Source organism: Psychrobacter immobilis, assembly GCF_904846185.1.
Taxonomy (GTDB): Bacteria; Pseudomonadota; Gammaproteobacteria; order Pseudomonadales; family Moraxellaceae; genus Psychrobacter; species Psychrobacter immobilis_B.
The window spans coordinates 31,248-53,908 of record NZ_CAJGZQ010000001.1; the positions used below are offsets into that span (position 1 = coordinate 31,248).

A 22,661-nucleotide genomic window follows, 5' to 3' on the forward strand; every position below is an offset into this window, starting at 1 on the left:
ATTTGAATGTAAAATAATATGAAATCACTTGCTAAAAATGCACAAGAGAGATTTAACACGAAAATTTTAGCGCAAAAAACACGGTCATAGCAGCGCTATCACCAGCATTTATTATATCGTTGTTTCAGCTTAAAAGAAGTACAAAGCAATCGAGTACAAAGGTATATGTGATGCTTCACACGAGACGCGCTCACCCTTTTATAGCAAATGGGCTATAAATCGAAAAGATAAACATCTTACCCAATATCGATGGCTTTGACTAGAGAGCGACGCTCACTTGGCAATATCATGTTGATATTTTTGCTTAACATGCCTTAGGGCGCGTCCTAATATAAACGATATTAATCATAAAAAAACGAGATGCTATTAAACATCTCGTTCTTTTGATCATTTACATTTATGGCTTCACTGCCACTAACACACGGATGGAGTCTGGGACTAATAACAGACTACCTAGTGCTTGCTCACCTTGGGCTTTTAGCTGCTCCAAGCGCTCAATCTCGGCAGGACGTACGTTAGGATTAATCGTTTGTAGATGCTTTAGACGTTTGATTTCACGTGACCACTGCTGGCTAAAACGGGCACTGGCTTGTTCGCCAATCTCAGCAAGCTGCTGACGGGCAATCTCTTCCGCTTCATAATAACGCTGCTCAATTACATCACCGCGTACTTTAATGACTTGGCGAGCACGGTTTTTATCCAGACGTTCAATATGCGGCATAATCATCTCCGCACTGATACGCGAGGACAAATCACTGCCCTGCTCACTGATAAATACACGGATATTTTGCGTGGTCAGCGTCGCGGGTAAATTGAGTAACCTTGGCGCAATGGCTTCAACGCGGAAATTCACTTCGAGCAGCACCATACCTTGTGGTACAGCAGAACTTTTTAGCATCGCCACCGTGGTATTACCAAAGGTGCTGGTACTCGCCAACTCATAAATCGCGCGCATCAATGGATGTTCGTGAGTGATAAATTCGATATCTTCACGCTGTAGTGCTTGCTCACGCTCGAATGTCAACGTCATACCATCTTCGTCACCGAGTGGCAGGCCATCGATATAATCACTAATTTCAGTACTATCAATCGGGGCAATTACCCACGAACCATCGCGCTGGATATTGTGATCGATATTGGCTGAGGCAAAAAAGCGCTCAATAAACTGCGGCAATAGATTATGACCATCAAAATCGCGCATGGCGTCAGCGATACGTTTGGCAACACGTGGTCGACACGAGTTGTATTCTAATAGGCGATCACGACCCGCTTGTAGCTGTGCCTCTAACCCCAATCGCGTCTGTTTCGCTTCTTCGATGATATCTTGTAGTATCGCACGGTTCTCGTCAGTATCCGCGCCTTCAAGCATGGGCTTTAGCTCTTGAATATACTGCTCTTGCACGCTCTGCGCCGTTGGAGAGATTTGATTAAACATATTCAGCGCGTCGTGATACCATTTATACAGACGCTCTTGCGCCGTGCCTTGTACATAAGGCACATGGAGCATAATTTGCTGCGTTTGCCCGATACGATCTAGGCGACCAATACGCTGCTCTAAGGTATCTGGATTGGCTGGCAAATCCCACAATATCAGCTGGCTGGCAAACTGGAAGTTACGACCTTCCGAACCAATCTCTGAGCATAATAATATCTGCGCGCCTTCGCTATCAGCAAAGAACGCCGCTGCTTGGTCACGCTCAAGCAAGGTCATCTGCTCAGTAAAGATAGCGGTTTTAATACCGGCATGCAGACGTAATACCGCCTCCAAGCTCTCAACCGTCGCGCCACTACGGGCAATCAACAGCACTTTTTTGTGCTTAAGCTCGCCGCGCAAAATATCAATCAACCAAGGCACACGTGGGTCATCTTCTAGCCAGCCACCATCAGGTTGGTTTTCTTCGCCCCATAGCTGCTCACGCAATTTACCATTGGTTTGATAGCTGTCTTTCCATGCGGCAGGTAATGCCAGTGGGTATGGCTGGCTGCTACGACCATAAAACCCTTTCACACTTTCACGGGTATTACGGAATAGAATACGACCTGTACCATGACGGTCAAGTAGTTCATTAAGCGCATAGGTGCGCAGTTTTTCGTCATCATTAATCGTTGCCAACTCATCAAGACTGATGTCTAACAAGCTGCTTAAAGCGGCAATTTGACTGTCGCTCAATGGCTTATCTTCTATCAATACACCAGCAACGGCAGCCGTTTCAGCAAAGGCTTCTTGACCATTGATAAACTCATCCAAATCATCAAAGCGGTCCGGATCGAGCAAACGCAAACGAGCAAAGTGACTTTGTGCCCCAAGCTGCTCTGGCGTTGCTGTCAATAGCATGACCCCTGGCGTTTCTTCAGCAAAATCAGCAATCAAGTCATATTTATCATTGCCGCCTTGCGCTTCATCCCAATGCAGATGATGCGCCTCATCGACCACCAATAAATCAAACCCTGCATCCATCGCTTGGTCGTACAAATCAGGGTGATCGAGTAATAAATCCATACCCGCAATGATACATTGCTCAGTGGCAAAGACGTTTTGCTCAGGATCGTGTTCTTTAATGGCTGCTGCACGTACCAAATCGAATAAGGCAAAATTTAGATTAAAACGACGACGCAACTCAATCATCCACTGATATTGCAAACTATCTGGTACAAGAATGAGCACACGCTCAGCTTTGCCTGTCAATAGCTGTTGATGAATAATCAAACCTGCTTCGATGGTTTTGCCCAAACCAACTTCGTCAGCAAGCAACACACGCGGCGCGATACGTTTGCCAACTTCATGAGCGATATAGAGCTGATGCTCAATGATATCGACACGTGCACCCATCAAGCCTTTCAGCGGATGACCCGCTAGCGCCGATTGCATACGCAAGATATCTTGACGCAGCTCATACCAATCACCACGCTCAATACGACCAGCCAGCAGACGCTCAAGCGGCTTAGCCAAGGTGATATTGGCAGCCAGACGGGTTTCCATAATGCCTCGTTCATGCTCATCCACACTGTATTTGAGTACATCCATCACTTCTTCGACCGCGGTTACGGTATAGCTCTTACCCGCTTGATCAGAAATACTATCGCCGACTTTAAACACCACGCGTGATAATGGCGCGGAGTTTTTGGCGTAGACGCGCGTCTCTTCACTTTGTGGAAATAGAATGTGCACACATCGGTCATCTACATCGATGACCACACCCAAGCCCAGCTCGGACTCCGTATCAGATAAATAACGTTGACCAACGGCAAATTCAGTATTGTGCAATGAAGCGATAGAGATAGTCATAGGGCGATGTCTTTTGTACTCAGATAATAGGAAAAAATAGATAGCTCATAATGAGAGTTGCTAGCGTGAATCACTAGCGCGATGTCATTACTTAATAGTCTGAGAGGTCACCGGCCATACCGGCAGCGTCAGCTCATTAGCTAGGTCGCAAGATAAAGCCGACCATTATATAACGTTAGCAGCTAGATGAGTGCGCTAAGTTGACTTTTCAAGAGCAGATTATTGCAAGATTATATCAACGCCAAGCATAAGTTGGTCATATAAAACAATAAGATAACGACTCGCAAGTAAAGAAAAAATATTGTCATTATAAAATTGATTCTGTATTGTTAAGAAATGCAATAGAACATTTCTTCTTTCTTACCTGAATTATTCAAACGCACGTCTACACATACTCTTTTGCCGCCTAGTATTCATGATTAATTATCCTTAAGGATTTATGGGCACAGTATGGCCTTTTATAGTCCTTTAAGTTATAAAAACATCAATAGTTAAGTCGGTTAAGTTATAAGAGTAAAGTTATACTTTTAATTTTTTTGCCATTATGTACAGACCATTTTAATTAAGATTACGCATTACCACCTAATTGATTGCCACCAATACCTAGCATTGGCACTCTTCTTCGTGGTCACTATTATCCAAGGACTATCACCATCATGAGTGCCTCCAAAAAAGTTGGCTTTTTTAATCAAGTCAGTACCCAAGTAACCACTATTTTATTTATTGCTTTTGCGGTCGTACTGGCGGTCGTCGTTTATGTTGTTGATAAAGAGGGCTATGAGAAAATCCGCCTTGAATCTGCAAAATTGGTGGCTGAACGTGGCAATACCGCGGTAAATAGTATTTCAGCCGATATCAATCGGGTGATGCGTAGTGCCTTGCTACTACAGCAAAGCGCGCAAACCTTGCCCACAGAAGAGGCTATTTTACAAACCAGTACTGCCAATGCCTTTGATAAGCGTGATTATAACTTACTGGGTAGTGGCGGCATTTGGCCTGAAAAAGGCGCACTTGGGGCAAATACCGCGACCCATCCATTTTTGATGGTTCGTCAAAACGGCGATTATCAAGCGGTGTTAAGCGACCCAAATCCTACCAATCCTTATTATCAAGAAGATTGGTTTAGCGTCTTAAAGCTGCTCAAACCTGAGAGCTGCATTTGGAACCATGTGCGCGCCAGCCAAACCAAAGGCGAGCTGGCGATGAGCTGCGGTGTGGCAATCGAGCGTGACAATCAGTTTTGGGGTGCCAGTACGGTTAACTTTACGCTGAATCAGCTACAAGAAAACATCGTCAAGTTAAGCGAAAGCTCAGGCTCAGGCTACATTCTACTCTTGGATAATAGTGACAAGGTGATCGCCTCCTCTAACCCTGAACGCTTAAGCTATATTGACGAGAAAACAGGTACGCCGCTTGATATCAAACAAGTCATCAACTCAGACCCTGCTTGGCAACCCGTGCTTGATTTCTTAGATGTCCAACGTAATGAGATCATCGAACAAGTCGCCGCTAGCGTCTCACCACAAGTTCAGCAGGTACTGACCACGCTTGATAAAGCTGAGACTGGTACGGCAAAGGGCTATTATTTGGTGAACTACGCCGCTTACCTGAATAACGGTGAAAACAAGCAAAACGCCATGGACAGCCGCTTATTACAGAGCTTTGAGTTGACAAAAGACAGTTACTATAACGGCAGTCAAGCCTATGTCTTTGAGATTCCTGAGACTTATTGGAAGCTGATCGTTGTCCAACCTGATGCTGAAATTAACGCCATTGCCGATAATCTCAGTGAAAACTTGGTTAACTGGATTGCATTAGCGCTACTTATCACAGCGGGCGTCATTTACTTCATGCTGACTTTCTTAGCATTCAAACCCTTGAAAGAAACCACCGATAAAATCTCTGAAGCGGAAAACTTAATTAATAATAAGCAATACAATAAGCTGAGCGAGGTTAAATTCGCAGAAGGTCGCAACGAGATTGGACTGGTGAATGGCTCTATTAATGACCTACTAGACCGAATCCAGTCTAACGAAGGTAAGCTTGCCAACATTAACCAACAGCTAGAGATTAAAGTCGAAGAACGTACCGCTGAGCTGCAAGAAACGCTAAAAGAGCTGAAAAACTCGCAGTTGCAATTGATTCGTTCAGAAAAAATGGCAACGTTGGGACAAATGGTGGCAGGCGTTGCTCATGAAGTGAACACACCTTTATCATACGTGCAAAACAACTTGGAGATTATTGGTCAGTTGACGGAGCAATACGAAGAGCTGATTGAATTGGTACAAGGATTAAAAAGCGTTAAAACTGACGCGGCGACTGATGGCAAAATTGACAAGCTACTAGCAGATATTGTCCGTGCTTCTGATGAAATCCAAGAAGATGACCTATCAGCTGAATTAAAAGAGCTGATTAAAGATTCGTTATTTGGCGTCGAGCAAATTACTGAGATGGTGCTGAACCTACGCAACTTTGCCCGTCTTGATGAGTCAAAAGTGAAAACCATCGATGTGCGCGAATGTATCGAAGCCTCGCTTAAAATCGCTGGCAACTCTATTAGACATCAAGAGATTGTAACTGATTTTGCGCCCACGCCTGAAGTGAAATGCTCACCGTCGCAAATCAACCAAGTCTTGGTCAATCTACTGAACAATGCCGCGCAAGCCATGGGAGAAAAACCTGATGGCAAGATCGAAGTGCGCACCCGTGCCGATGATCGCAATGTTTATATTGATGTCATCGACAACGGTAAAGGTATGAGTCCAGAAGTTCTCAATCAAATCTTTGAGCCGTTCTTTACGACCAAAGGCGCAGGCGAAGGCACTGGTCTTGGTATGGCAATCAGCCAGCAAATTATGGAGCAACATAATGGCGATATCAAAGTCGTATCGACCGAAGGCGTTGGCACCACATTTACGTTAATACTGCCGATTAATAATAACTTAACAGAGCAAAACTTAGTCGCGTAAGCGCTGGATCAGCTGTCCTGTTACGTAGAACATATTTAGATATTTAACGACTATTATTCATCATCATAAGGAACTCATCATGAATGAATTAGAAAATGACTTAACCACAGTTGAAAGCAGCGCTGAGTCAAAGCCGAAGTTGGCATTTATCGACGATGAACAACGCATTTTACGGTCTATGAAACTGCTGTTTCGTAAGACCCATGACGTCTTTATCACCACCGACCCGACTGAGTATATTGACTATATCAAGAACAACCATGTACACGTGGCGGTCAGTGACCAGCGGATGCCTGAGCGAGTCGGTGTGGATATCTTACGCGAAGTAAAAGATGTCTCACCGTCTACCATGCGTATCTTATTGACGGGCTATGCCGATTTAAACGCCATTATTGGTTCTATTAACGATGGTGAGATTTATCGTTATTTGACTAAGCCTTGTAAATCTGAAGAGCTGATCACCGTGGTCGGACGCGCTACCGAAATCGCCTTGACCTATAATCCAGACGAAGATGCCGACCAATTCGACAGTTCAGGTAATAAGCAAACGCTGCTAGTGATCGATGAAACCAATGAGTTGATTGAGCAAATACGTAAGCAATTTTCTCACAGTTATAAAGTATTGCACGCTGAAAGTTTAGAAGAAGCGTACGATTATTTGGCGAATGAAGATATCGGTGTTTGTATCACCGATATCAATGTCAGCGGTGAGAATATCGCGCCGATTATCTTTACCTTGAAGCAAGATGCGCCACATTTGGTGGTTTTGGTACAGACTGAGTTTCAAGACGCTGGCTTGCTGATTGATTTGATTAATAAAGGTCAAGTCTATCGCTGCTTGCCGAAACCGATGCGCGCCAGCCTGCTTGAGATTAGCGTCAACCGTGCGTTTCAGCATCATGCGAAACTCAAAGCTAGCCCTGACTTGGTCAAACGCTATGAAGTCGAGCATGACCCTGAAAACGACGTGCGTATTGATTTAAGCAGTCGCGTACGTAGCCTTATTGGCAAATTGCGTAAGCGTTTCTCTTTATAAGTGCATAAGACTAAATAAGCACAAAAGACTACTGTCTCAATAAACAAAACCTCTATTTCAATATTGAAGTAGAGGTTTTTTGCTTTGTACTTTTTGATGGATTTTTTAACGACCTTTTTGACTAAAATCACCAACGTGCTACATTAAGTCGATCATTATTAAAATCATTTTAAAATAACTATTTAATAAGGAATAACCATGCGCGCGGTTTTTTTAGATAAAGGCACTTTTTCTGATGGCATCGACTTGCCAGCCCCAAACGGCATCAGCGACTACCTCACTTATGATGATACCCCAAAAGATGCTGCTGTTATCGTAGAGCGCTGCAAAGACGCTGACATCATTATCACCAATAAAGTGCAAATCAGCGCTGAAGTGATAAGCAAATTGCCCAAGCTCAAGCTCATTCAACTGACCGCTACTGGTATGAACAACGTCGATCAAGACGCTTGTGTTGAGCACCATGTGGCGCTTTATAATGTCGCAGGTTATGCAGTCAAAAGCGTGCCCGAACATACCTTTATGCTCATGCTCAACGCCATGCGCGCGGGTATTTATTATCATCAAAAAGTCGCTGATGGCACATGGCAGGCAAACGGTAATTTTTGCCTACTGGATATTCCGCTAGTAGATTTAGAAGATAAAACGCTAGGTATTATTGGCGTTGGCACTATCGGCAAACGCGTGACCGATATTGCGCGCGCTTTTGGAATGACAGTATTGTGGGCGGAGCAACAAGGACGAGCACCGCGCAATGACGACTATACCGCATTTGACGACGTACTGGCACAGTCTGATGTACTGAGCCTACATTGCCCATTAAACGAGAAAACTCAGCACCTGATTAATGCAGATACTTTAGCAAAAATGGTCAAACAGCCGCTCATCGTCAATGTCGCTCGTGGCGGTATTGTCGATAGCCAAGCATTGACTGATGCCATTAACAATGAGCAAATCATCGGCTATGCCAGCGATGTGTTTGAGCAAGAGCCCATCACCGCTGACGACCCTTTATTGACCATTGCTAACCATCCGCGTGTGATATTTAGCCCGCATAATGCGTGGGGCAGCAAAAGTGCGCAAGAAACCTTGTGGCAGATCTTAAGCAAACAAGTTACTGATTTTATTAATAGCCATTAAAAAACATTTAGCAAATGACTGTAACCAAGCGACCTTAACGACTAAAACGTAACCAATCATCTTTTATTTTGCGATGTTTGAGCATGATGCGGTCGCTGAGATAGTTGTTTGTCACCCGCCAAGGATATATATCGCCTTGCTTGGGTAGCTCGTGTTGAGCGCGCTTGACATATCCTGAGGATAGCGCGCCCATCACGGTATCTGTCTGCGTAAGCGCTTTGGCATCTTTAGTATGCGCTTGTGGCAATACCACTTGATAGCGATGCTGATGCATATAGCCCAGCAGTCGCATCACATACTGACACGCCAAATCGATTTTTAGCGTCCATGAGGCGTTGGTATAACCAAACAGTGCCACCATATTTGGTATATCTTCAATCATGACCGCTTTATAAGTCATGCGCGAACCAATATCTATCGCCTGCCCGTCAATATATACTTTGGCACCGCCGAGCATTTGTAGCTTTAATCCTGTCGCTGTGACGATGATATCAGCATCGAGATGCTTGCCAGAATCAAGCATAATGCCTGTCTTGGTAAAATGGCTGATTTGATCGGTGACGACGCCGGCGTGTGTGCCATGCAATGCTTTGAATAAATCGCTGTCTGGCACCGCACATATCCGCTGGTCCCAAGGATTATAGTCCGGTACAAAATGCGCTACATCGATACCGCTACCCTTTAGCTCTGTTTTGACACCGCGTTTTAATAACGCTTTCATAAGCTTGGGTGCCAATATAGCCGCTCGATAAGTGCCTTGTTGAATCAATACATTACGAGTACGCAGCACTGTATAAGCCTGCTCTTTCGACAACGGTGAAAATTTACCTGCTAGCCAATCAAGCGTATAATCATCGCCCGGTACACTTGCCACATACGTGGGAGAACGCTGTAACATAGTGACGTGACGCGCGCATTGCCCACCTTTTTCATCCACCAAAGCTGGCAACAATGTCATCGCTGTGGCACCGCTACCGATAATGACTACCTTCTTATCGTCATAATCCACATTTTGCCAATGCTGCGGATGAATGATTTCACCTTGAAAATCTGCTTCTTTATTAAAAGAAGGTCTATAACCTTGTTCATAATCGTAATAACCCGTGGCGCCAACGACGAACTTTGCCGTTACCGTAAACACCTCACCGCTGGCATGATTTTTTACCATCGCCGTCCATTGTTGATGGCTACTTGACCAAGACAGCTGCTGCACCTCGTGCTGATAGCGAATATGTTCGCTGATACCAAACTCACATGCCGTGTCTGCTATGTAGCTTTTAATATCACCGCCTTTTGCCAAAATCCTGTGATTTAGCCATGGTCTGAAACTGTAGCCAAACGTCAAGGCATCAGAGTCAGAGCGAATACCAGGATAGGTGAATAAATCCCATGTACCACCCAAATCTGCTCGTTTTTCTAACACCAAAAATCGCTGTGCACTTTTCTGCTGTTGCTTTGATGATTTGCGTTTCTGCTTACTTGGATTTTTATGACCAAACAGTCCTTTGTGTTTTTGCTGCTGCAATCGGCACGCCATACCAATACCGGCAATTCCTGCACCGATAATCAGTACTTCATAATCCACTGGTGTGTCTGAGAGTGCCGATTGAGGTTTGAAGCATTTCTTAACTGCCTGTTTGGCTGCCGTCATATCAAGCATAATACGTTCCTTGTTTTTGCATGATGGGTTTAAAAAATTTGGCATAAATTCATTTAAAAAGGGCTTGGGCTTTCCCAATCCATCCACGCACCAAGCGTAGGATGCTTGAGACGCAATTGCTGAGCATGGAGATTAAGCCTTGGCGCAATCGCTAAAGCCATACCTTCTGCATAAATAGGATCGCCAATCATCACATGACCCACATGCACCATATGGACGCGCAGCTGATGACTACGACCGGTGACAGGCTTTAGCATTACGCGCGTGACTGTCTGACCGTTGCATTGCTCATGGCTGATGACTTCATATAAAGTTAAGGCATGCTTTGACCAGCTAGGATCGACGATATGGCGCGGTTTCGTCTCTGGCTCATAGCGCACTGGTACGGATATCTCACCCGTTGCGCCGACACGCTCCCACTCTCCAAAGACGCGTGCCTGATATTTTTTTTGTGGCAAACGTTCAATGAATTGCTTACTAATATGGGTTTGCGCGGCAGCATTTTTGGCAAAAATGAGCAGCCCTGAGGTATCCATATCCAGACGATGAATCAGCTTGACTGCGGGATTGGCACGCTCAAGTCTTGCCAGTAAACTGACCTTGAGCGTTTTGCCATCGACACTCAACAGACCTACAGGCTTATCAACCACCCAAATATCATCATCTTCGTAGACAGTAATCTGTTGCGCAAATGCTTGAAAAAACTCAATCGGATAGGCGTTTTCTTGAGCATTGAGGGCGTTGACTTCTTCAGCAGTAAAAGGCATAAAAATGGGCACTTATATAAATGGGCTTGAATGATTAATGAGCTTGCATATGAAAGCTGTCTTAAGTGGTAGATATTAGAGTATAGATATAGTGTTATAAACCGCTTATTTTTGAACAAAAGACACAGACAGAATTATCAAGTGACAGATAAAACCATGCCTGTGTCGTTATGTGTCGATTTATTGTGCTAATCGTAATTGTTAAACAATTTAACCAGCCTGCATCTGTTAACCCTGAGCAAACATGTTAATATAATGGCACATTTTAACCACTTCTAAACGCTTCTTTGGTCACTCATCATTCTATTATGCAACAAATATATTGGTTGATGAATGGCGATAGAAATAATAAAACAAGAGAGATAAATTATGTCAGACCTTATTTTACATACTACCGATGCCGACTTTGACAAAGACGTATTGCAATCAGATGTGCCAGTATTGGTAGACTTCTGGGCAGCATGGTGTGGCCCTTGTAAAGCAATCGCCCCTATTTTAGAAGATCTAGCCACTGAGTACCAAGGCAAAGTTAAAATCGTCAAAGTTGATGTGGATAGCAACCCACAAGCTGCCAGCCGTTTTGGTATCCGTAATATCCCAACGCTATTTGTCTTTAAAGATGGCGAAAAAGTTGACTCAGTGATGGGTCTACAGCCAAAAGCCGAATTGGCAAAAGTGTTAGACAAGCATCTCTAAGTCGAGACTTGCTCTTTTTGCATAAGCATTCTAAAGAGACAGCAACACCGCCGAAAAAGCCATTATCTAACGTAGATAGTGGCTTTTTTGCTTGTTTTTTATGCAAAAAACTCAATTAGACGACTTTTTTGGCAAAATTTATTGACAATACTATTGTGAAGACCGTATAGTCTGCTGACAACAGAAAACTAACGGTTTTCTTAACTGTCTTATCGCTATTCTCCTCGTGTTTATCAACAAAAACACAATCGTCGTTATAAACACCATTGCTGAACGAAATGACTAAACACAATTACTGATATTGAGTTTTTGACGCAGACTCTTATGTAGACTTCTTTATCCTTATTTCTTATTACCTTGCATAAACGATTGCAATTCGTATATAAGCTGACACGTAATATCCAAACTACATAAATCCAGCTCTGTGCACGCACCCTCTATCACCATACTATCGTTGTTTTAATCACTGTCGTGACTTGTGCTGCTAATGGCATCTCTCATCTGATCAATTGCTAATGACCTATCTATGAATCTTACTGAATTAAAGAAAAAATCAATCGCTGAGCTATTGGCTATCGCCAAAGAAATGGGTCTTGATAATATGGCGCGTAGCCGTAAACAAGACATCATCTTTGCTATCCTAAAAACCCATGCGCGGAACGGTGAAGCCATTTATGGTGACGGCGTACTTGAGGTTCTTCCGGATGGTTTTGGCTTTTTACGCTCATCAGAAGGCTCATACTTAGCCGGTCCTGATGACATTTATGTCAGCCCTAGCCAAATTCGTCGCTTTAGTCTGAAGACGGGTGATAGTATCGCTGGTACGATTCGTCCACCAAAAGATTCTGAACGTTATTTTGCGTTATTGAAAGTTGGCGAAATCAACTTTGATACCCCAGATCGCTCACGTCATAAGCTTATCTTTGAAAACCTGACACCCCTATTCCCAACTGAGCATTTAAAACTCGAGCTTGGTAACGGTACCACTGAAGATTTGACGGGTCGTATCATCGACCTAATCGCGCCGATTGGTAAAGGTCAGCGTTCTATCATCGTCGCACCGCCAAAAGCGGGTAAAACGATGCTGCTACAAACCATTGCTCAGTCGATTACTCGTAATAACCCTGAATGCTACTTAATCGTCCTATTGATTGATGAGCGTCCAGAAGAAGTCACCGAAATGGTACGTACGGTACGCGGTGAAGTGGTTGCCTCTACCTTTGACGAGCCACCACAGCGTCATGTACAAGTCGCTGAAATGGTTATCGAAAAAGCCAAACGTTTGGTCGAGCACAAACAAGACGTGGTTATTTTACTGGATTCGATTACTCGTTTGGCACGTGCTTATAACACAGTTATTCCGTCGTCAGGTAAAGTGTTAACCGGTGGTCTAGACGCCAATGCGTTAGAGCGCCCAAAACGCTTCTTCGGTGCTGCTCGTAATGTTGAAGAAGGTGGTAGTTTGACCATTATTGCCAGTGCCCTTATCGATACGGGTAGTAAAATGGACAGCGTTATCTTTGAAGAATTCAAAGGTACTGGTAACCAAGAGATTACGCTTGAGCGCGATCTGGCTGAAAAACGTGTCTTCCCTGCGATTAATATCAAAAAATCTGGTACACGCCGTGAAGAGCGTCTGCTTGATGAAGATAAACTGCGCAAGGTTTGGATTTTACGTAAGCTGCTTCAGCCGATGGATGGCGTACAAGCGACTGAATTCTTATTGGATCGCTTAAAAGAAGCGAAAACCAATGACGAATTCTTTGAGCAGATGAAACGTAAATCACAGAACTAATGATAGATCCGTACTGCTTTCCCATACTCAATAGATAAGTAACTTAAGTAGAAAAGACCGCATTCGTGCGGTCTTTTCGTTTTATATTCATTTTTTATATATTCAGGCATGTCCTGAATTTAAAAATGGCAATAAAAATGAGAACATACCTTAATACCTTACTATTAGACGCCAAAAGTACTATTTTTAAAAACAGTTAGCTTACTATCAATATAAATACAATAACCCTAAGCAAAACCCCTACCAACGATACAGTGGAGAAACATCCTTTACAGGCTATTTGCAAAGCTTAGCGCTTTTACTACGCCTAGAAATTATTATATGGGTTAGTATAGGAGCCAGTATAGATCTACTCTGCTATCACGTGTTGATAGCAGTATAATTTTCGAGATATTTAACATCCTTGATGTAATCCTTACTAATGCAGACCTTTGTATGTCTTGCGGTAGCACAATAGATTATTCTAAGATACTTGCCCAAATATTTTAATACAGCTTACTATCGGTATTAAAATTAGTGGTAATAAAAATATCGTATTTTGATTTTGATAAACTAACTTGATAACCTAACAGGTGATACTATGAAATTTGCTAAAACTATCGCAATGACTGCTCTTACTAGCTCTGCCCTTATCATGGGTGGCTGTGCAACTAATGGATACAATAGTGGCTTGAGCAATACCGCTAAAGGTGCTGCTGCCGGCGCTGCTGCTGGTGCACTTATTAGAAGTGGCGGCGATAGCAAAGACATCGCTCGTGGCGCACTTGGTGGTGCTGCAGTAGGTGGCGCTGGTGCTTACATTCTTAATAACAGCAGATAATCGCTAAATGATTATTTGGTGCTATCAAGAGCGTTTTTAAGCATTTCAACTGTGTGTATTTTAAATTCATTGAATATGTCTAAAACGCTCTAAAATGCAAAAAGCCTGTAATCAATGTTGCAGGCTTTTTGTTGGATCACCCTTTTTAGGCGATAGTTACTACGCTAAAATATCATAGCGATACTGACTATAATGCCCCGCTAAAAGTGTCACAAGACTGCACGTTGCCACTCTCCAAACCACGAGTGAACCACTGAACACGCTGCTGACTGGTGCCATGAGTGAAATTATCAGGTACGACTGCTCCACCGCTAGCGCGCGCTAAACGATCATCACCAATTTGACCAGCGGCATTGATGGCCTCATCGATATCACCTGCCTCCAAAAACTGTACACGCTCTTGGTTACGTTGTGCCCAAACCCCAGCAAAACAATCAGCTTGCAGTTCTTGTAGTACGGATAGCTTATTGGCTTGTGCACGAGTGACTTGACGGCTGGCCTCATTAACTTGCTGGCTGATGCCTAACAACGTCTGTACGTGGTGACCAACTTCATGTGCAATAACATAAGCTTGTGCAAAATCACCCGCTTTACCTTGATTATATTGGTCGCCAGAGCCTTGCTTATCACCCGTGATACCGAGATTTTGGCGCATTTCTACAAAGAAAGATTTGTCTAGATAGACAGTCTGATCGCCTGGGCAATAAAACGGGCCCGTCGCGGAGCTAGCACTGCCGCAGGCTGAGCTAACTTGACCATTGAAGAGAATCAATGATGGCTCCTGATAGGTGCTGCCTGCTTCTTTGAATATCTGATGCCAAACTTCTTCAGTATCAGCCAATACTACTTTGACAAACTGCGTATCTCGATCGTTACTTGTCGCAGGTTCGGTAGCGGCACTGCTATTGCCACCGCCTGCTACTACTTGACCCGTCTGTAAAGCGGTCATTGGATTTACCCCAAATACCAGCCATAAAATGCCAGCAATAATAATACCACCGATACCACCGCCTATCATTTTGCCGCCACCACTGCTGGTGCGCACATTGGAACTGCCGCGTCTACCTTGCCATTTCATTGTTTCATTCCTCAAATATACGATATATATTGCTACTCGTATTGATGATTTTTTTATATAGTGTGATTTTGACTCAATTCTTTATTTTTTTGATCAAATCCGATTTCTAACAAGTCAGTAATCCCAAAGTATTTTTGACAAATGCTACTTTACTAGGGTCTTGATATCTCACTAATCAAGACATTTAATGACTATTAAACCCCTAATAGATACAATAAATTCTTGAAAAGCATAGTAGAAATCAAGACATCGAAAAAGCCATCAAAATAGGCTGATGTCATTGATTATACGTCTATTAATTTGGCTCGTTGTATTAAAAATTATAACGAATAGGTGATGTAAAACACTATTTACAATTTTATTGTTACTTAATTGTACAGCCTCTTTCCATTTAGAAAGAAACCATATAGAATGCGTGAAAGCTGAGTAGCTGTAACTAAGACTAGTTGAACTCTGAGACATCTCGGACTTCGACCTTTGTTGCTGCTACTGCTCATTTCATTTTTCCGGAGAAAATACTATGAATCTTAAATTACTTGCTCTTGCTGGTATCATGACTGCATCTATGGGCCTAACTGCCTGTGACAGTAACACTGAAAACGCTGCTGAAGATTTATCTGACGCACAAGAAGAAGTGCAAGACGCTTCTGAAGAGCTAAACGAAGCTGCTGCTGAAGGCGAAGTTGTTTCTGCTGACGCTGAAGCTGCTGTTGCTGATGCTGAAGCTGACATCGCTGAAGCACAAGCTGCGACTGCTACCGACGAAATGGACGCTGAAGTTCCTGTAGACGGTACTACTACTAGCGTAGACGTAGCTAGCGAAACTGATACTGCTGCTGTAGACGCAGCTGACGAAGTTGTTGTAGTTGAAGAAGCTCAGTAATTTGTTGTTCATACAATAAACACTGTAGTAAAAAAAAGAGAGCCTATGCTCTCTTTTTTTATGCCTGCAATTTATGATAGTGAATCGGTGATAAGCAACAAGCCAATAGCGTGATATCTACTGACCTCATGATGCATAAATAAGCCAGCCATCACTTAACTTTTGAACCGTTGAGTGCTCTTATAGTCTTAGAGTAATCACAGGGCAGCCAAAAGCACCTACGTTTGCACATATTTAAACCTCGATATGTTTAAGTCTAAAAAAACGTCGCGTGCCTATCATTAATGCAAACAAATATGTTCTGCTTTAGGCATCAAATAATCGCTCATCAACCTGTTGACGAAATTTTTGTCCCGTTTTAAAGGTGACCACGCGGCGCGCAGACACAGCAACAGGCTCACCAGTCTTTGGGTTACGCCCAGGACGGCTATTTTTATCTTTAAGCTCAAAGTTGCCAAAGCCTGAAAGCTTGACCTCTTTGCCGTCAATCAAACTCTCTGACAATTCATCAAAGAAATTCTCTACCAAACAACGGCCTTCTTGGCGTGTTAGGTTAAGATGACTCATCAAATGCTCAATCATGTCAGATTTGGTTAAGGTGCTCACAGTACGACTCCTATGCTATATCGTGATGTCGAATATCATGGTTTAGCGGTATGAGGGTTGATGTTGGTTATTATAAAGGTTTTTTGTCACCTTTTTTAATAAAGTCTAAATTAAATCCTTTATTAATAACCACTTAACTTGTTTTATCAATAAAAACTCTAGAGAATAATAATTTTTATAAATAGCAATGCTCTGTAGCGCCACCTTTGAGGCTACAGAGCATTGTTTATTGTCAGTATTAAATATTAGCTATCGCGCAACTGGGCAGAGTGCTGCTCGGTTAGTGCTTGTACCACCTTATCAGTGGCAGTTTTCACTGCTTCATCAGATAATGTCTGCGTGCTGTCCTGCCATACTAGAGCAAAAGCTAGTGAACGCTGACCGGTCGGTACTTTATCGCCTTGATAAACATCAAATAGCCATAAATCAGTCAACAGCTCACCTGCCGCAGCACGTATCGTTGACTCTAATGTCTGTAAACTGATGTCGCTGTCTACCAAGATGGCGATATCGCGACGTACTTGTGGAAATTTACTTGGGGTAGTTATGGCATGTTGCTCACGCACGAGGGCCAGTAATGGTGCCAGTGATAATTGAGCAACCCACGTGGCTGGCAGATCCAACTGTTTAGCCGTGTTAGGATGCAGTTGACCCAACCAACCGACATACTCATCATCGATATAGAGTTTGGCACTCTGCCCCGGATGCAAGAAAGCAAGCGCACTACGCTCATAGCGGATACGCGCACTGTCGATTTGTGCAGGTAACAACTGCTCAATGTCGTTTTTGAGGTCATAAAAGTCTAACGCACGATTTTGATACGCTTGCTCGTCCCAAACATTACCGACTGCTACCAAAGCAATACTAGGCGTTTGTACCAAATCACTAATACTGTGACCGACAAAGCTAAGACCGGTTTCAAAGAAACGGACGCGTGGCTGCTGACGATTGAGGTTATATTGCACACAAGGCAATAAACTCGATAATAGAGTACGGCGCATCACCGCCAAGTCACTTGAGATAGGATTGGCCAGTGCCAACACTTCCCCTAGTGCTTTATCATCGAGCAATGCTTCTATTTTTGCGTCACTAAAGCTAAAGCTAATGGCTTCCATATAGCCATTATCGACCAGCGCGAGCTTCATCTCGTGTGTCAAGTCTGCGGTATCGTCATAATCCATGCTGACTTGCAAATGCGGCAACACGCTTGGAATATTGTCATAGCCATAGATACGCGCAATTTCTTCGATGAGGTCTTCTTTAATACTCATGTCAAAGCGATACGATGGCGGCGTGCAAATCAGGCTATCGGCTTGCTGCACTATCTCAAAGCCCAATTGGGTTAAGATACGAACCATGACTGCTGGCTCAATCTCAATACCGATGACATCACGAACTTTAGCAATTGGTAAAGTGATCGGTGCGCGAGCTGGTAAATGCTCACTGCTTTCTGCTTTTACTATTTGTCCGGCTTGCCCACCAGTAACGCTAGTAATCAAATCAACAGCGCGTGCCAGTGCTAGCTCTGGTAACGCAAAGTCTACCCCACGCTCAAAACGTTGTGAGGCATCGGTATGTAACCCAAAACGGCGTGCGCGCGCGGCAATAGCTAGCTGACCAAAGAAAGCGCTTTCTACAACAATATTGGTGGTGCTATCAGTCACACTACTACGCTGACCGCCCATGATTCCGGCAAGTGCCAATGCGCCTTTATCATCAGCGATGAGCAATTCATCACCGGTTAAGGTAATGGTTTGCTCATTCAATAAAGTAATCGTTTCTTCAGGCTGTGCCAAACGCACAACGATATCGCCCTCGATAGTATCAGCATCAAACGCATGTAGCGGCTGACCCAATTCCATCAACACATAGTTGGTCACATCAACCAAAAAGTTGTGCGAGCGTAGTCCTGATTGAACCAGCGCATCTTGCATCCACTTTGGCGTATCGATACTACGATCAATATTGCTGATTGATTGTAGTAAATAGCGTGGGCACGCTTCAATTGCACTAACCGTTACCACTGGCGTAGCAGTACCAGCAGCGTTTTCAGTAACTACCACATTGGTAGGAATCTCAGGCAGCTGCATTGGCAAATCATTGATAACTGATATTTCGCGTGCAATACCGCGTACACTAAAGCAGTCACCGCGATTTGGCGTGATAGAGATATCTAGTATCTGATTGTCTAAACCTAAATACTCACGGATATCCATACCAATCGGTGCATCTGCTGGCAATTCGAGCAGACCATCGATGCTATCGGTTAAATCAATTTCAGAAGCGCCGCACAACATACCGTTAGAGGCAACACCACGTAGGTTGCCGTTTTTAATTTCAAAACCTGCACCATTATCAGAAGGCAAAATGGCACCAACGGTCGCAACGGGTGCTTTCATACCAACGGTGACATTGGGTGCGCCGCAGACGATTTGTAACGGCTCAGCGGCACCAATATTTACCTGTGTGACGCGTAACTTATCAGCATCTGGATGTTGCTCAACGCTGATGACTTCACCGACGACCACACCACTGAAGGCACGGGCAACCGCATAGCGATCATCAATCTCAAGTCCTGCCATCGTGAGTTGTTCGGCCAATTGCTCACTGCTATTGTTGGGGTTTACCCATTGACGTAGCCACTGTTCGCTAATTTTCATAAATATCTCAGATCAGAATTTTATAATAAAGGTTTTGGAGTAAAGGTAGAGGTATTATTAAATAATAAAATCTAGCCAAACTGCTTTAAGAAGCGTACGTCATTTTGGAAAAACAGGCGCAAATCATCGATGCCGTAATATAACATCGCGAAGCGCTCAATCCCCATCCCAAAAGCAAAGCCAGTATATTTTTCGGCATCAATACCGCAGTTGGTCAGTACTTGTGGGTGTACCATACCGCAGCCCATAACCTCAAGCCATTTACCATTGTCATCGAGAATATCAACTTCAGCTGACGGCTCGGTAAAGGGGAAAAATGACGGACGGAAACGTACAGTCAGCTCTTTGGCAAAAAATGCTTCCAAGAACTCACTAATCAAGCCTTTTAACTCAGCAAAAGTGCTCGACTCAGTGACCATTAAACCTTCTAGCTGATGGAACATCGGCGAATGGGTTTGGTCTGAATCATTGCGATAGACGCGACCGGGGCAAATAATACGAATCGGCGGCTCATTCTTTTCCATCGTGCGAATCTGCACAGGACTGGTATGCGTACGCAGTAGATAATGCGCATCAAAATAGAAGGTATCGTGCATCGCGCGTGCTGGATGATGTGACGGAATATTAAGCGCCTCAAAGTTATAATAATCGCTTTCGACTTCAGGACCAGTAGCAACGTTAAAACCTGCTTGTATAAAATATTGCTGCATACGCTGGGTAATCATGGTCACTGGATGCAAATGACCTTTTTGACCACCGCGAGCAGGCAAGGTGATATCAATACTTTCGCTTGCAAGCTTAGCATTTAGTGCAGCCACTTCTAGCTGCTGCTGCTGCTCTGTCAACGCATCTTGAATACGGCTACGAACTTGGTGTAACCAGCCGCCGTAGGTTTTTTTATCGTCGCTGCTGAGTTTACCCATCTGCTTTGACCAGCCAGTTAATGGGCTCTTTTTACCGGTCAATTGCACACGCAAATCTTGCAACGCACGCACATCAGTGACTTGTAGAACCAAGGCTTCAGCGGCACTGGCCAACTCATTTAGCTGAGCTTCATTAAGCTCGCTTAGCTCTGTGGACAAGGTCGGTAGCGCCGACAAATCGGTGGTAGCAGCAGGGGTAGTCATAAGATGCATTCTTCCTGATTTAAACGGACTATTAATAATAGTGATTGGTAATTGTAGGGATTTGACCAAATATTGCAAACCATTTACCCAGTCATTCAAAAATAATACCAGTGATATGAATGGCTTGAATATTTAGACGATGATAAAAGCTATCTCAACAAAGCATATTTAGCACTGGTGCTAAAACAAGGCTGTGACATGAAGTATTAAGATAATGTGATATAAAAAAAGCCACCGACCAGCGGTAGCTTTTATTAATATCATACTATTAATCAATATTATCCCTGTCCATATAGATAACTACTTGTAAATTCTGACTAAACAAGCAGCAACCCTAAAGGAAGGTTAATATTTATGCTAATGCCGCTTTTGCTTTTTCAACCAACGCTGTGAAAGTCGCTGCATCATGCATAGCGATGTCAGCAAGTACGCGACGATCGACAGTGATGTTAGCCAATTTCATGCCGTTGATAAAGCGGCTGTAGCTTAAGCCGTTTAAGCGTGCACCAGCATTGATACGTGCAATCCAAAGACGACGGAAGGTACGTTTTTTGTTGCGACGGTCACGATAAGCATATTGACCAGCTTTGGTCACTGCTTGTACCGCTACGCGGTAAACACGTGAACGGGCACCGTAGTAGCCTTTTGCGCGTTTTAGGATTTTTTTGTGACGACGATTCGCCTGTACACCACGTTTTACACGGGCCATAAATTACTCCAAGATTTCTTTAATCATTATTAAACGAATCACGATGTCATCGAATAGTAGACATCGCTATCAGATTGCAAAGTCAGATATTTTTAATCCAGTCGCTATAAATTAAAAAGCGCTTCATTAAAGATAAATGACGATAGCCTACTAGATGTATGGGCACATGCGACGAACTGCTGCTTCGTCAGACTTGTCCACCATCTTTAGACCGCGCAACTGGCGAATACGCTTAGCTGATTTCTTGGTCAAGATATGGCTTTTGTTTGCTTGCTTACGCTTGAAGCCGTTCGCTGTTTTTTTGAAGCGTTTAGCTGCACCGCTTCTGGTTTTCATCTTAACTTTCATGATGATTTGCCTCTTTGTCTTTGATAGAACCTGGTCGTCAAATAGTTAATAACGAATAGTGGCTGTAAAAACACCCACTAAACCTCTATTTGCCTCGAGGTGGGAGGCGGTATTTTAGCAGATAATGCACTGTTTTGCCAAGGAAACTTTTACGCCTCGCCTAGGGCGTGTCCTCAATCTGAACGAAAGCAAATAAATGGACTAAAAACGGTTAAATTCTGCCAAGCTACGTTAAACAGCTGGTTCATTTCTCAATATTATTTGCGCTATTTTCCTTGTTTGACGGCAATTTATATCATTCTTATCATCATTTTTAAAATGAGGATACGCCCTAGTAGGCATGACAGTGGATAATGGGTATGAGCCCATTTATAAAGATTTTAGTCAAAACACTCATAAAACTGCGGATTTACCGCCAAATAGATTGAATGTCAGCTTAAGCTGTGCTTAAGTAGAGACTGAACCTTAGTATAAGCTGAGCGCTAATAATACAAAGTTATTTATCACACTTATCGAGCGTCTACCGTACTATGATGACGCTACCAACCTACACCATGATTAGCAGCACTCATAGCCTGCAATCAATCTAGGAGATAACGTGTCAAAACAAGAATTAGACTTTGATAACGACATATTTGTCTTTGAAACAGTGATGCGTGTGCGTCATATTGAGCTTGATATGGCTCAGTACCTGACGCTCGAATCATTGACGGCATTGCTATGTGAGGCGCGGCAAAGATTTTTTTACGCTAAAGGTATTAAAGAGATCGATGCAGATTATCACGGTTTAATTATCGATGAGTTACAGCTAAGTATTGTCAGCCGCATACGGGCGCGCGAAGAGCTATTATTTGAAGTAGGCGTTGAGCCGTTATACGATAATGGTGGCACTATAGTGATAAAAATTACCCGTATGCATATTGGAGAAACAGTAGCCAAGGCGCGGCAGCATTTTGTCAATTATGACTTTCGCCTCAATAAGTCGATTGCGCTTGATAAAATTATGAAAGAAGCGCTGTACCCACATCTCTACAGGATTTGATATTGAGGACATGCCCTAATGCCAACCGCTTTTTTATTC

17 protein-coding genes are annotated in these 22,661 nt (G+C 43.4%); 8 read left to right on the plus strand and 9 right to left on the minus strand.

What is annotated here, in order from left to right; genetic code table 11:
• Positions 1–397: 397 nt before the first annotated feature.
• Positions 398–3,286, minus strand: a complete 2,889-nt coding sequence (gene rapA, locus JMW94_RS00135) for an RNA polymerase-associated protein RapA (protein ID WP_201599601.1) — start codon at positions 3,284–3,286, stop codon at positions 398–400.
• Positions 3,287–3,942: 656 nt separating this feature from the next.
• On the opposite strand from rapA, the gene JMW94_RS00140 reads away from it, so the two are divergent.
• The 3 genes from JMW94_RS00140 (at position 3,943) to JMW94_RS00150 (ending at position 8,431) form a co-directional block, all read left to right on the plus strand.
• Positions 3,943–6,255, plus strand: a complete 2,313-nt coding sequence (locus JMW94_RS00140; protein ID WP_201599603.1) for a sensor histidine kinase — start codon at positions 3,943–3,945, stop codon at positions 6,253–6,255.
• Positions 6,256–6,334: 79 nt separating this feature from the next.
• A complete protein-coding gene (locus JMW94_RS00145; protein ID WP_201599605.1) occupies positions 6,335–7,291 on the plus strand; it encodes a response regulator in 957 nt (318 codons plus the stop codon).
• A 198-nt stretch (positions 7,292–7,489) separates the two neighbouring features.
• On the plus strand, positions 7,490–8,431 hold the full coding sequence (locus tag JMW94_RS00150) for a D-2-hydroxyacid dehydrogenase (RefSeq protein WP_201599607.1): 942 nt from the start codon (positions 7,490–7,492) through the stop codon (positions 8,429–8,431).
• A gap of 34 nt (positions 8,432–8,465) precedes the next feature.
• Here the strand turns inward: JMW94_RS00150 and JMW94_RS00155 are convergent, their stop codons facing one another.
• A complete protein-coding gene (locus tag JMW94_RS00155; RefSeq protein ID WP_201599609.1) occupies positions 8,466–10,091 on the minus strand; it encodes a flavin-containing monooxygenase in 1,626 nt (541 codons plus the stop codon).
• 53 nt (positions 10,092–10,144) lie between these two features.
• Positions 10,145–10,858, minus strand: a complete 714-nt coding sequence (locus JMW94_RS00160; protein WP_201599611.1) for an RluA family pseudouridine synthase — start codon at positions 10,856–10,858, stop codon at positions 10,145–10,147.
• Between the two features lie 369 nt (positions 10,859–11,227).
• Here JMW94_RS00160 and trxA point away from each other — a divergent pair, with 369 nt between their 5' ends.
• From trxA to JMW94_RS00175, 3 genes are all read left to right on the plus strand, one after another.
• Complete coding sequence (trxA, locus tag JMW94_RS00165; protein WP_060491956.1) at positions 11,228–11,554, plus strand: thioredoxin; 327 nt, start codon at positions 11,228–11,230, stop codon at positions 11,552–11,554.
• 526 nt (positions 11,555–12,080) lie between these two features.
• On the plus strand, positions 12,081–13,349 hold the full coding sequence (rho, locus tag JMW94_RS00170; RefSeq protein WP_055125334.1) for a transcription termination factor Rho: 1,269 nt from the start codon (positions 12,081–12,083) through the stop codon (positions 13,347–13,349).
• A 580-nt stretch (positions 13,350–13,929) separates the two neighbouring features.
• Positions 13,930–14,169: a hypothetical protein gene (locus JMW94_RS00175; RefSeq protein WP_055125335.1), complete on the plus strand. Its 240-nt coding sequence runs from the start codon at positions 13,930–13,932 to the stop codon at positions 14,167–14,169.
• A 187-nt stretch (positions 14,170–14,356) separates the two neighbouring features.
• On the opposite strand, the gene JMW94_RS00180 is transcribed toward JMW94_RS00175, so the two are convergent.
• Positions 14,357–15,247: a neutral zinc metallopeptidase gene (locus JMW94_RS00180; protein WP_201599613.1), complete on the minus strand. Its 891-nt coding sequence runs from the start codon at positions 15,245–15,247 to the stop codon at positions 14,357–14,359.
• Positions 15,248–15,767: 520 nt separating this feature from the next.
• Here JMW94_RS00180 and JMW94_RS00185 point away from each other — a divergent pair.
• Positions 15,768–16,130 (plus strand): hypothetical protein, encoded by a 363-nt coding sequence (locus JMW94_RS00185; protein WP_201599614.1) that lies wholly within the window; start codon positions 15,768–15,770, stop codon positions 16,128–16,130.
• Positions 16,131–16,436: 306 nt separating this feature from the next.
• On the opposite strand, the gene JMW94_RS00190 is transcribed toward JMW94_RS00185, so the two are convergent.
• The 5 genes from JMW94_RS00190 to rpmI all read right to left on the minus strand — a co-directional run bounded on the left by JMW94_RS00190 (position 16,437) and on the right by rpmI (position 21,580).
• Positions 16,437–16,736, minus strand: a complete 300-nt coding sequence (locus JMW94_RS00190) for an integration host factor subunit alpha (protein WP_110923573.1) — start codon at positions 16,734–16,736, stop codon at positions 16,437–16,439.
• Positions 16,737–16,981: 245 nt separating this feature from the next.
• The gene (pheT, locus tag JMW94_RS00195) at positions 16,982–19,396 is read right to left on the minus strand and encodes a phenylalanine--tRNA ligase subunit beta (RefSeq protein ID WP_201599615.1); all 2,415 of its coding nucleotides are present in this window, start codon (positions 19,394–19,396) and stop codon (positions 16,982–16,984) included.
• A 71-nt stretch (positions 19,397–19,467) separates the two neighbouring features.
• Positions 19,468–20,523: a phenylalanine--tRNA ligase subunit alpha gene (gene pheS, locus JMW94_RS00200; protein WP_087813619.1), complete on the minus strand. Its 1,056-nt coding sequence runs from the start codon at positions 20,521–20,523 to the stop codon at positions 19,468–19,470.
• A 352-nt stretch (positions 20,524–20,875) separates the two neighbouring features.
• Positions 20,876–21,232 carry a 50S ribosomal protein L20 gene (gene rplT / locus JMW94_RS00205; RefSeq protein ID WP_025651520.1) on the minus strand — a complete coding sequence of 119 codons (357 nt, stop codon included), beginning with the start codon at positions 21,230–21,232 and terminating at the stop codon, positions 20,876–20,878.
• A 150-nt stretch (positions 21,233–21,382) separates the two neighbouring features.
• On the minus strand, positions 21,383–21,580 hold the full coding sequence (gene rpmI, locus JMW94_RS00210) for a 50S ribosomal protein L35 (protein WP_010197866.1): 198 nt from the start codon (positions 21,578–21,580) through the stop codon (positions 21,383–21,385).
• A 598-nt stretch (positions 21,581–22,178) separates the two neighbouring features.
• Here rpmI and JMW94_RS00215 point away from each other — a divergent pair.
• Positions 22,179–22,622 (plus strand): thioesterase, encoded by a 444-nt coding sequence (locus tag JMW94_RS00215; protein ID WP_201599617.1) that lies wholly within the window; start codon positions 22,179–22,181, stop codon positions 22,620–22,622.
• The last annotated feature ends 39 nt before the right edge of the window (positions 22,623–22,661 follow it).

What these genes read in the sequence shown, in the direction of transcription:
- rapA (WP_201599601.1), bottom strand. Translation starts at nt 3,286, where the DNA reads ATGACTATCTCTATCGCTTCATTGCACAATACTGAATTTGCCGTTGGT.
- JMW94_RS00140 (WP_201599603.1), top strand. Translation starts at nt 3,943, where the DNA reads ATGAGTGCCTCCAAAAAAGTTGGCTTTTTTAATCAAGTCAGTACCCAA.
- JMW94_RS00145 (WP_201599605.1), top strand. Translation starts at nt 6,335, where the DNA reads ATGAATGAATTAGAAAATGACTTAACCACAGTTGAAAGCAGCGCTGAG.
- JMW94_RS00150 (WP_201599607.1), top strand. Translation starts at nt 7,490, where the DNA reads ATGCGCGCGGTTTTTTTAGATAAAGGCACTTTTTCTGATGGCATCGAC.
- JMW94_RS00155 (WP_201599609.1), bottom strand. Translation starts at nt 10,091, where the DNA reads ATGCTTGATATGACGGCAGCCAAACAGGCAGTTAAGAAATGCTTCAAA.
- JMW94_RS00160 (WP_201599611.1), bottom strand. Translation starts at nt 10,858, where the DNA reads ATGCCTTTTACTGCTGAAGAAGTCAACGCCCTCAATGCTCAAGAAAAC.
- trxA (WP_060491956.1), top strand. Translation starts at nt 11,228, where the DNA reads ATGTCAGACCTTATTTTACATACTACCGATGCCGACTTTGACAAAGAC.
- rho (WP_055125334.1), top strand. Translation starts at nt 12,081, where the DNA reads ATGAATCTTACTGAATTAAAGAAAAAATCAATCGCTGAGCTATTGGCT.
- JMW94_RS00175 (WP_055125335.1), top strand. Translation starts at nt 13,930, where the DNA reads ATGAAATTTGCTAAAACTATCGCAATGACTGCTCTTACTAGCTCTGCC.
- JMW94_RS00180 (WP_201599613.1), bottom strand. Translation starts at nt 15,247, where the DNA reads ATGAAATGGCAAGGTAGACGCGGCAGTTCCAATGTGCGCACCAGCAGT.
- JMW94_RS00185 (WP_201599614.1), top strand. Translation starts at nt 15,768, where the DNA reads ATGAATCTTAAATTACTTGCTCTTGCTGGTATCATGACTGCATCTATG.
- pheT (WP_201599615.1), bottom strand. Translation starts at nt 19,396, where the DNA reads ATGAAAATTAGCGAACAGTGGCTACGTCAATGGGTAAACCCCAACAAT.
- pheS (WP_087813619.1), bottom strand. Translation starts at nt 20,523, where the DNA reads ATGACTACCCCTGCTGCTACCACCGATTTGTCGGCGCTACCGACCTTG.
- rplT (WP_025651520.1), bottom strand. Translation starts at nt 21,232, where the DNA reads ATGGCCCGTGTAAAACGTGGTGTACAGGCGAATCGTCGTCACAAAAAA.
- rpmI (WP_010197866.1), bottom strand. Translation starts at nt 21,580, where the DNA reads ATGAAAGTTAAGATGAAAACCAGAAGCGGTGCAGCTAAACGCTTCAAA.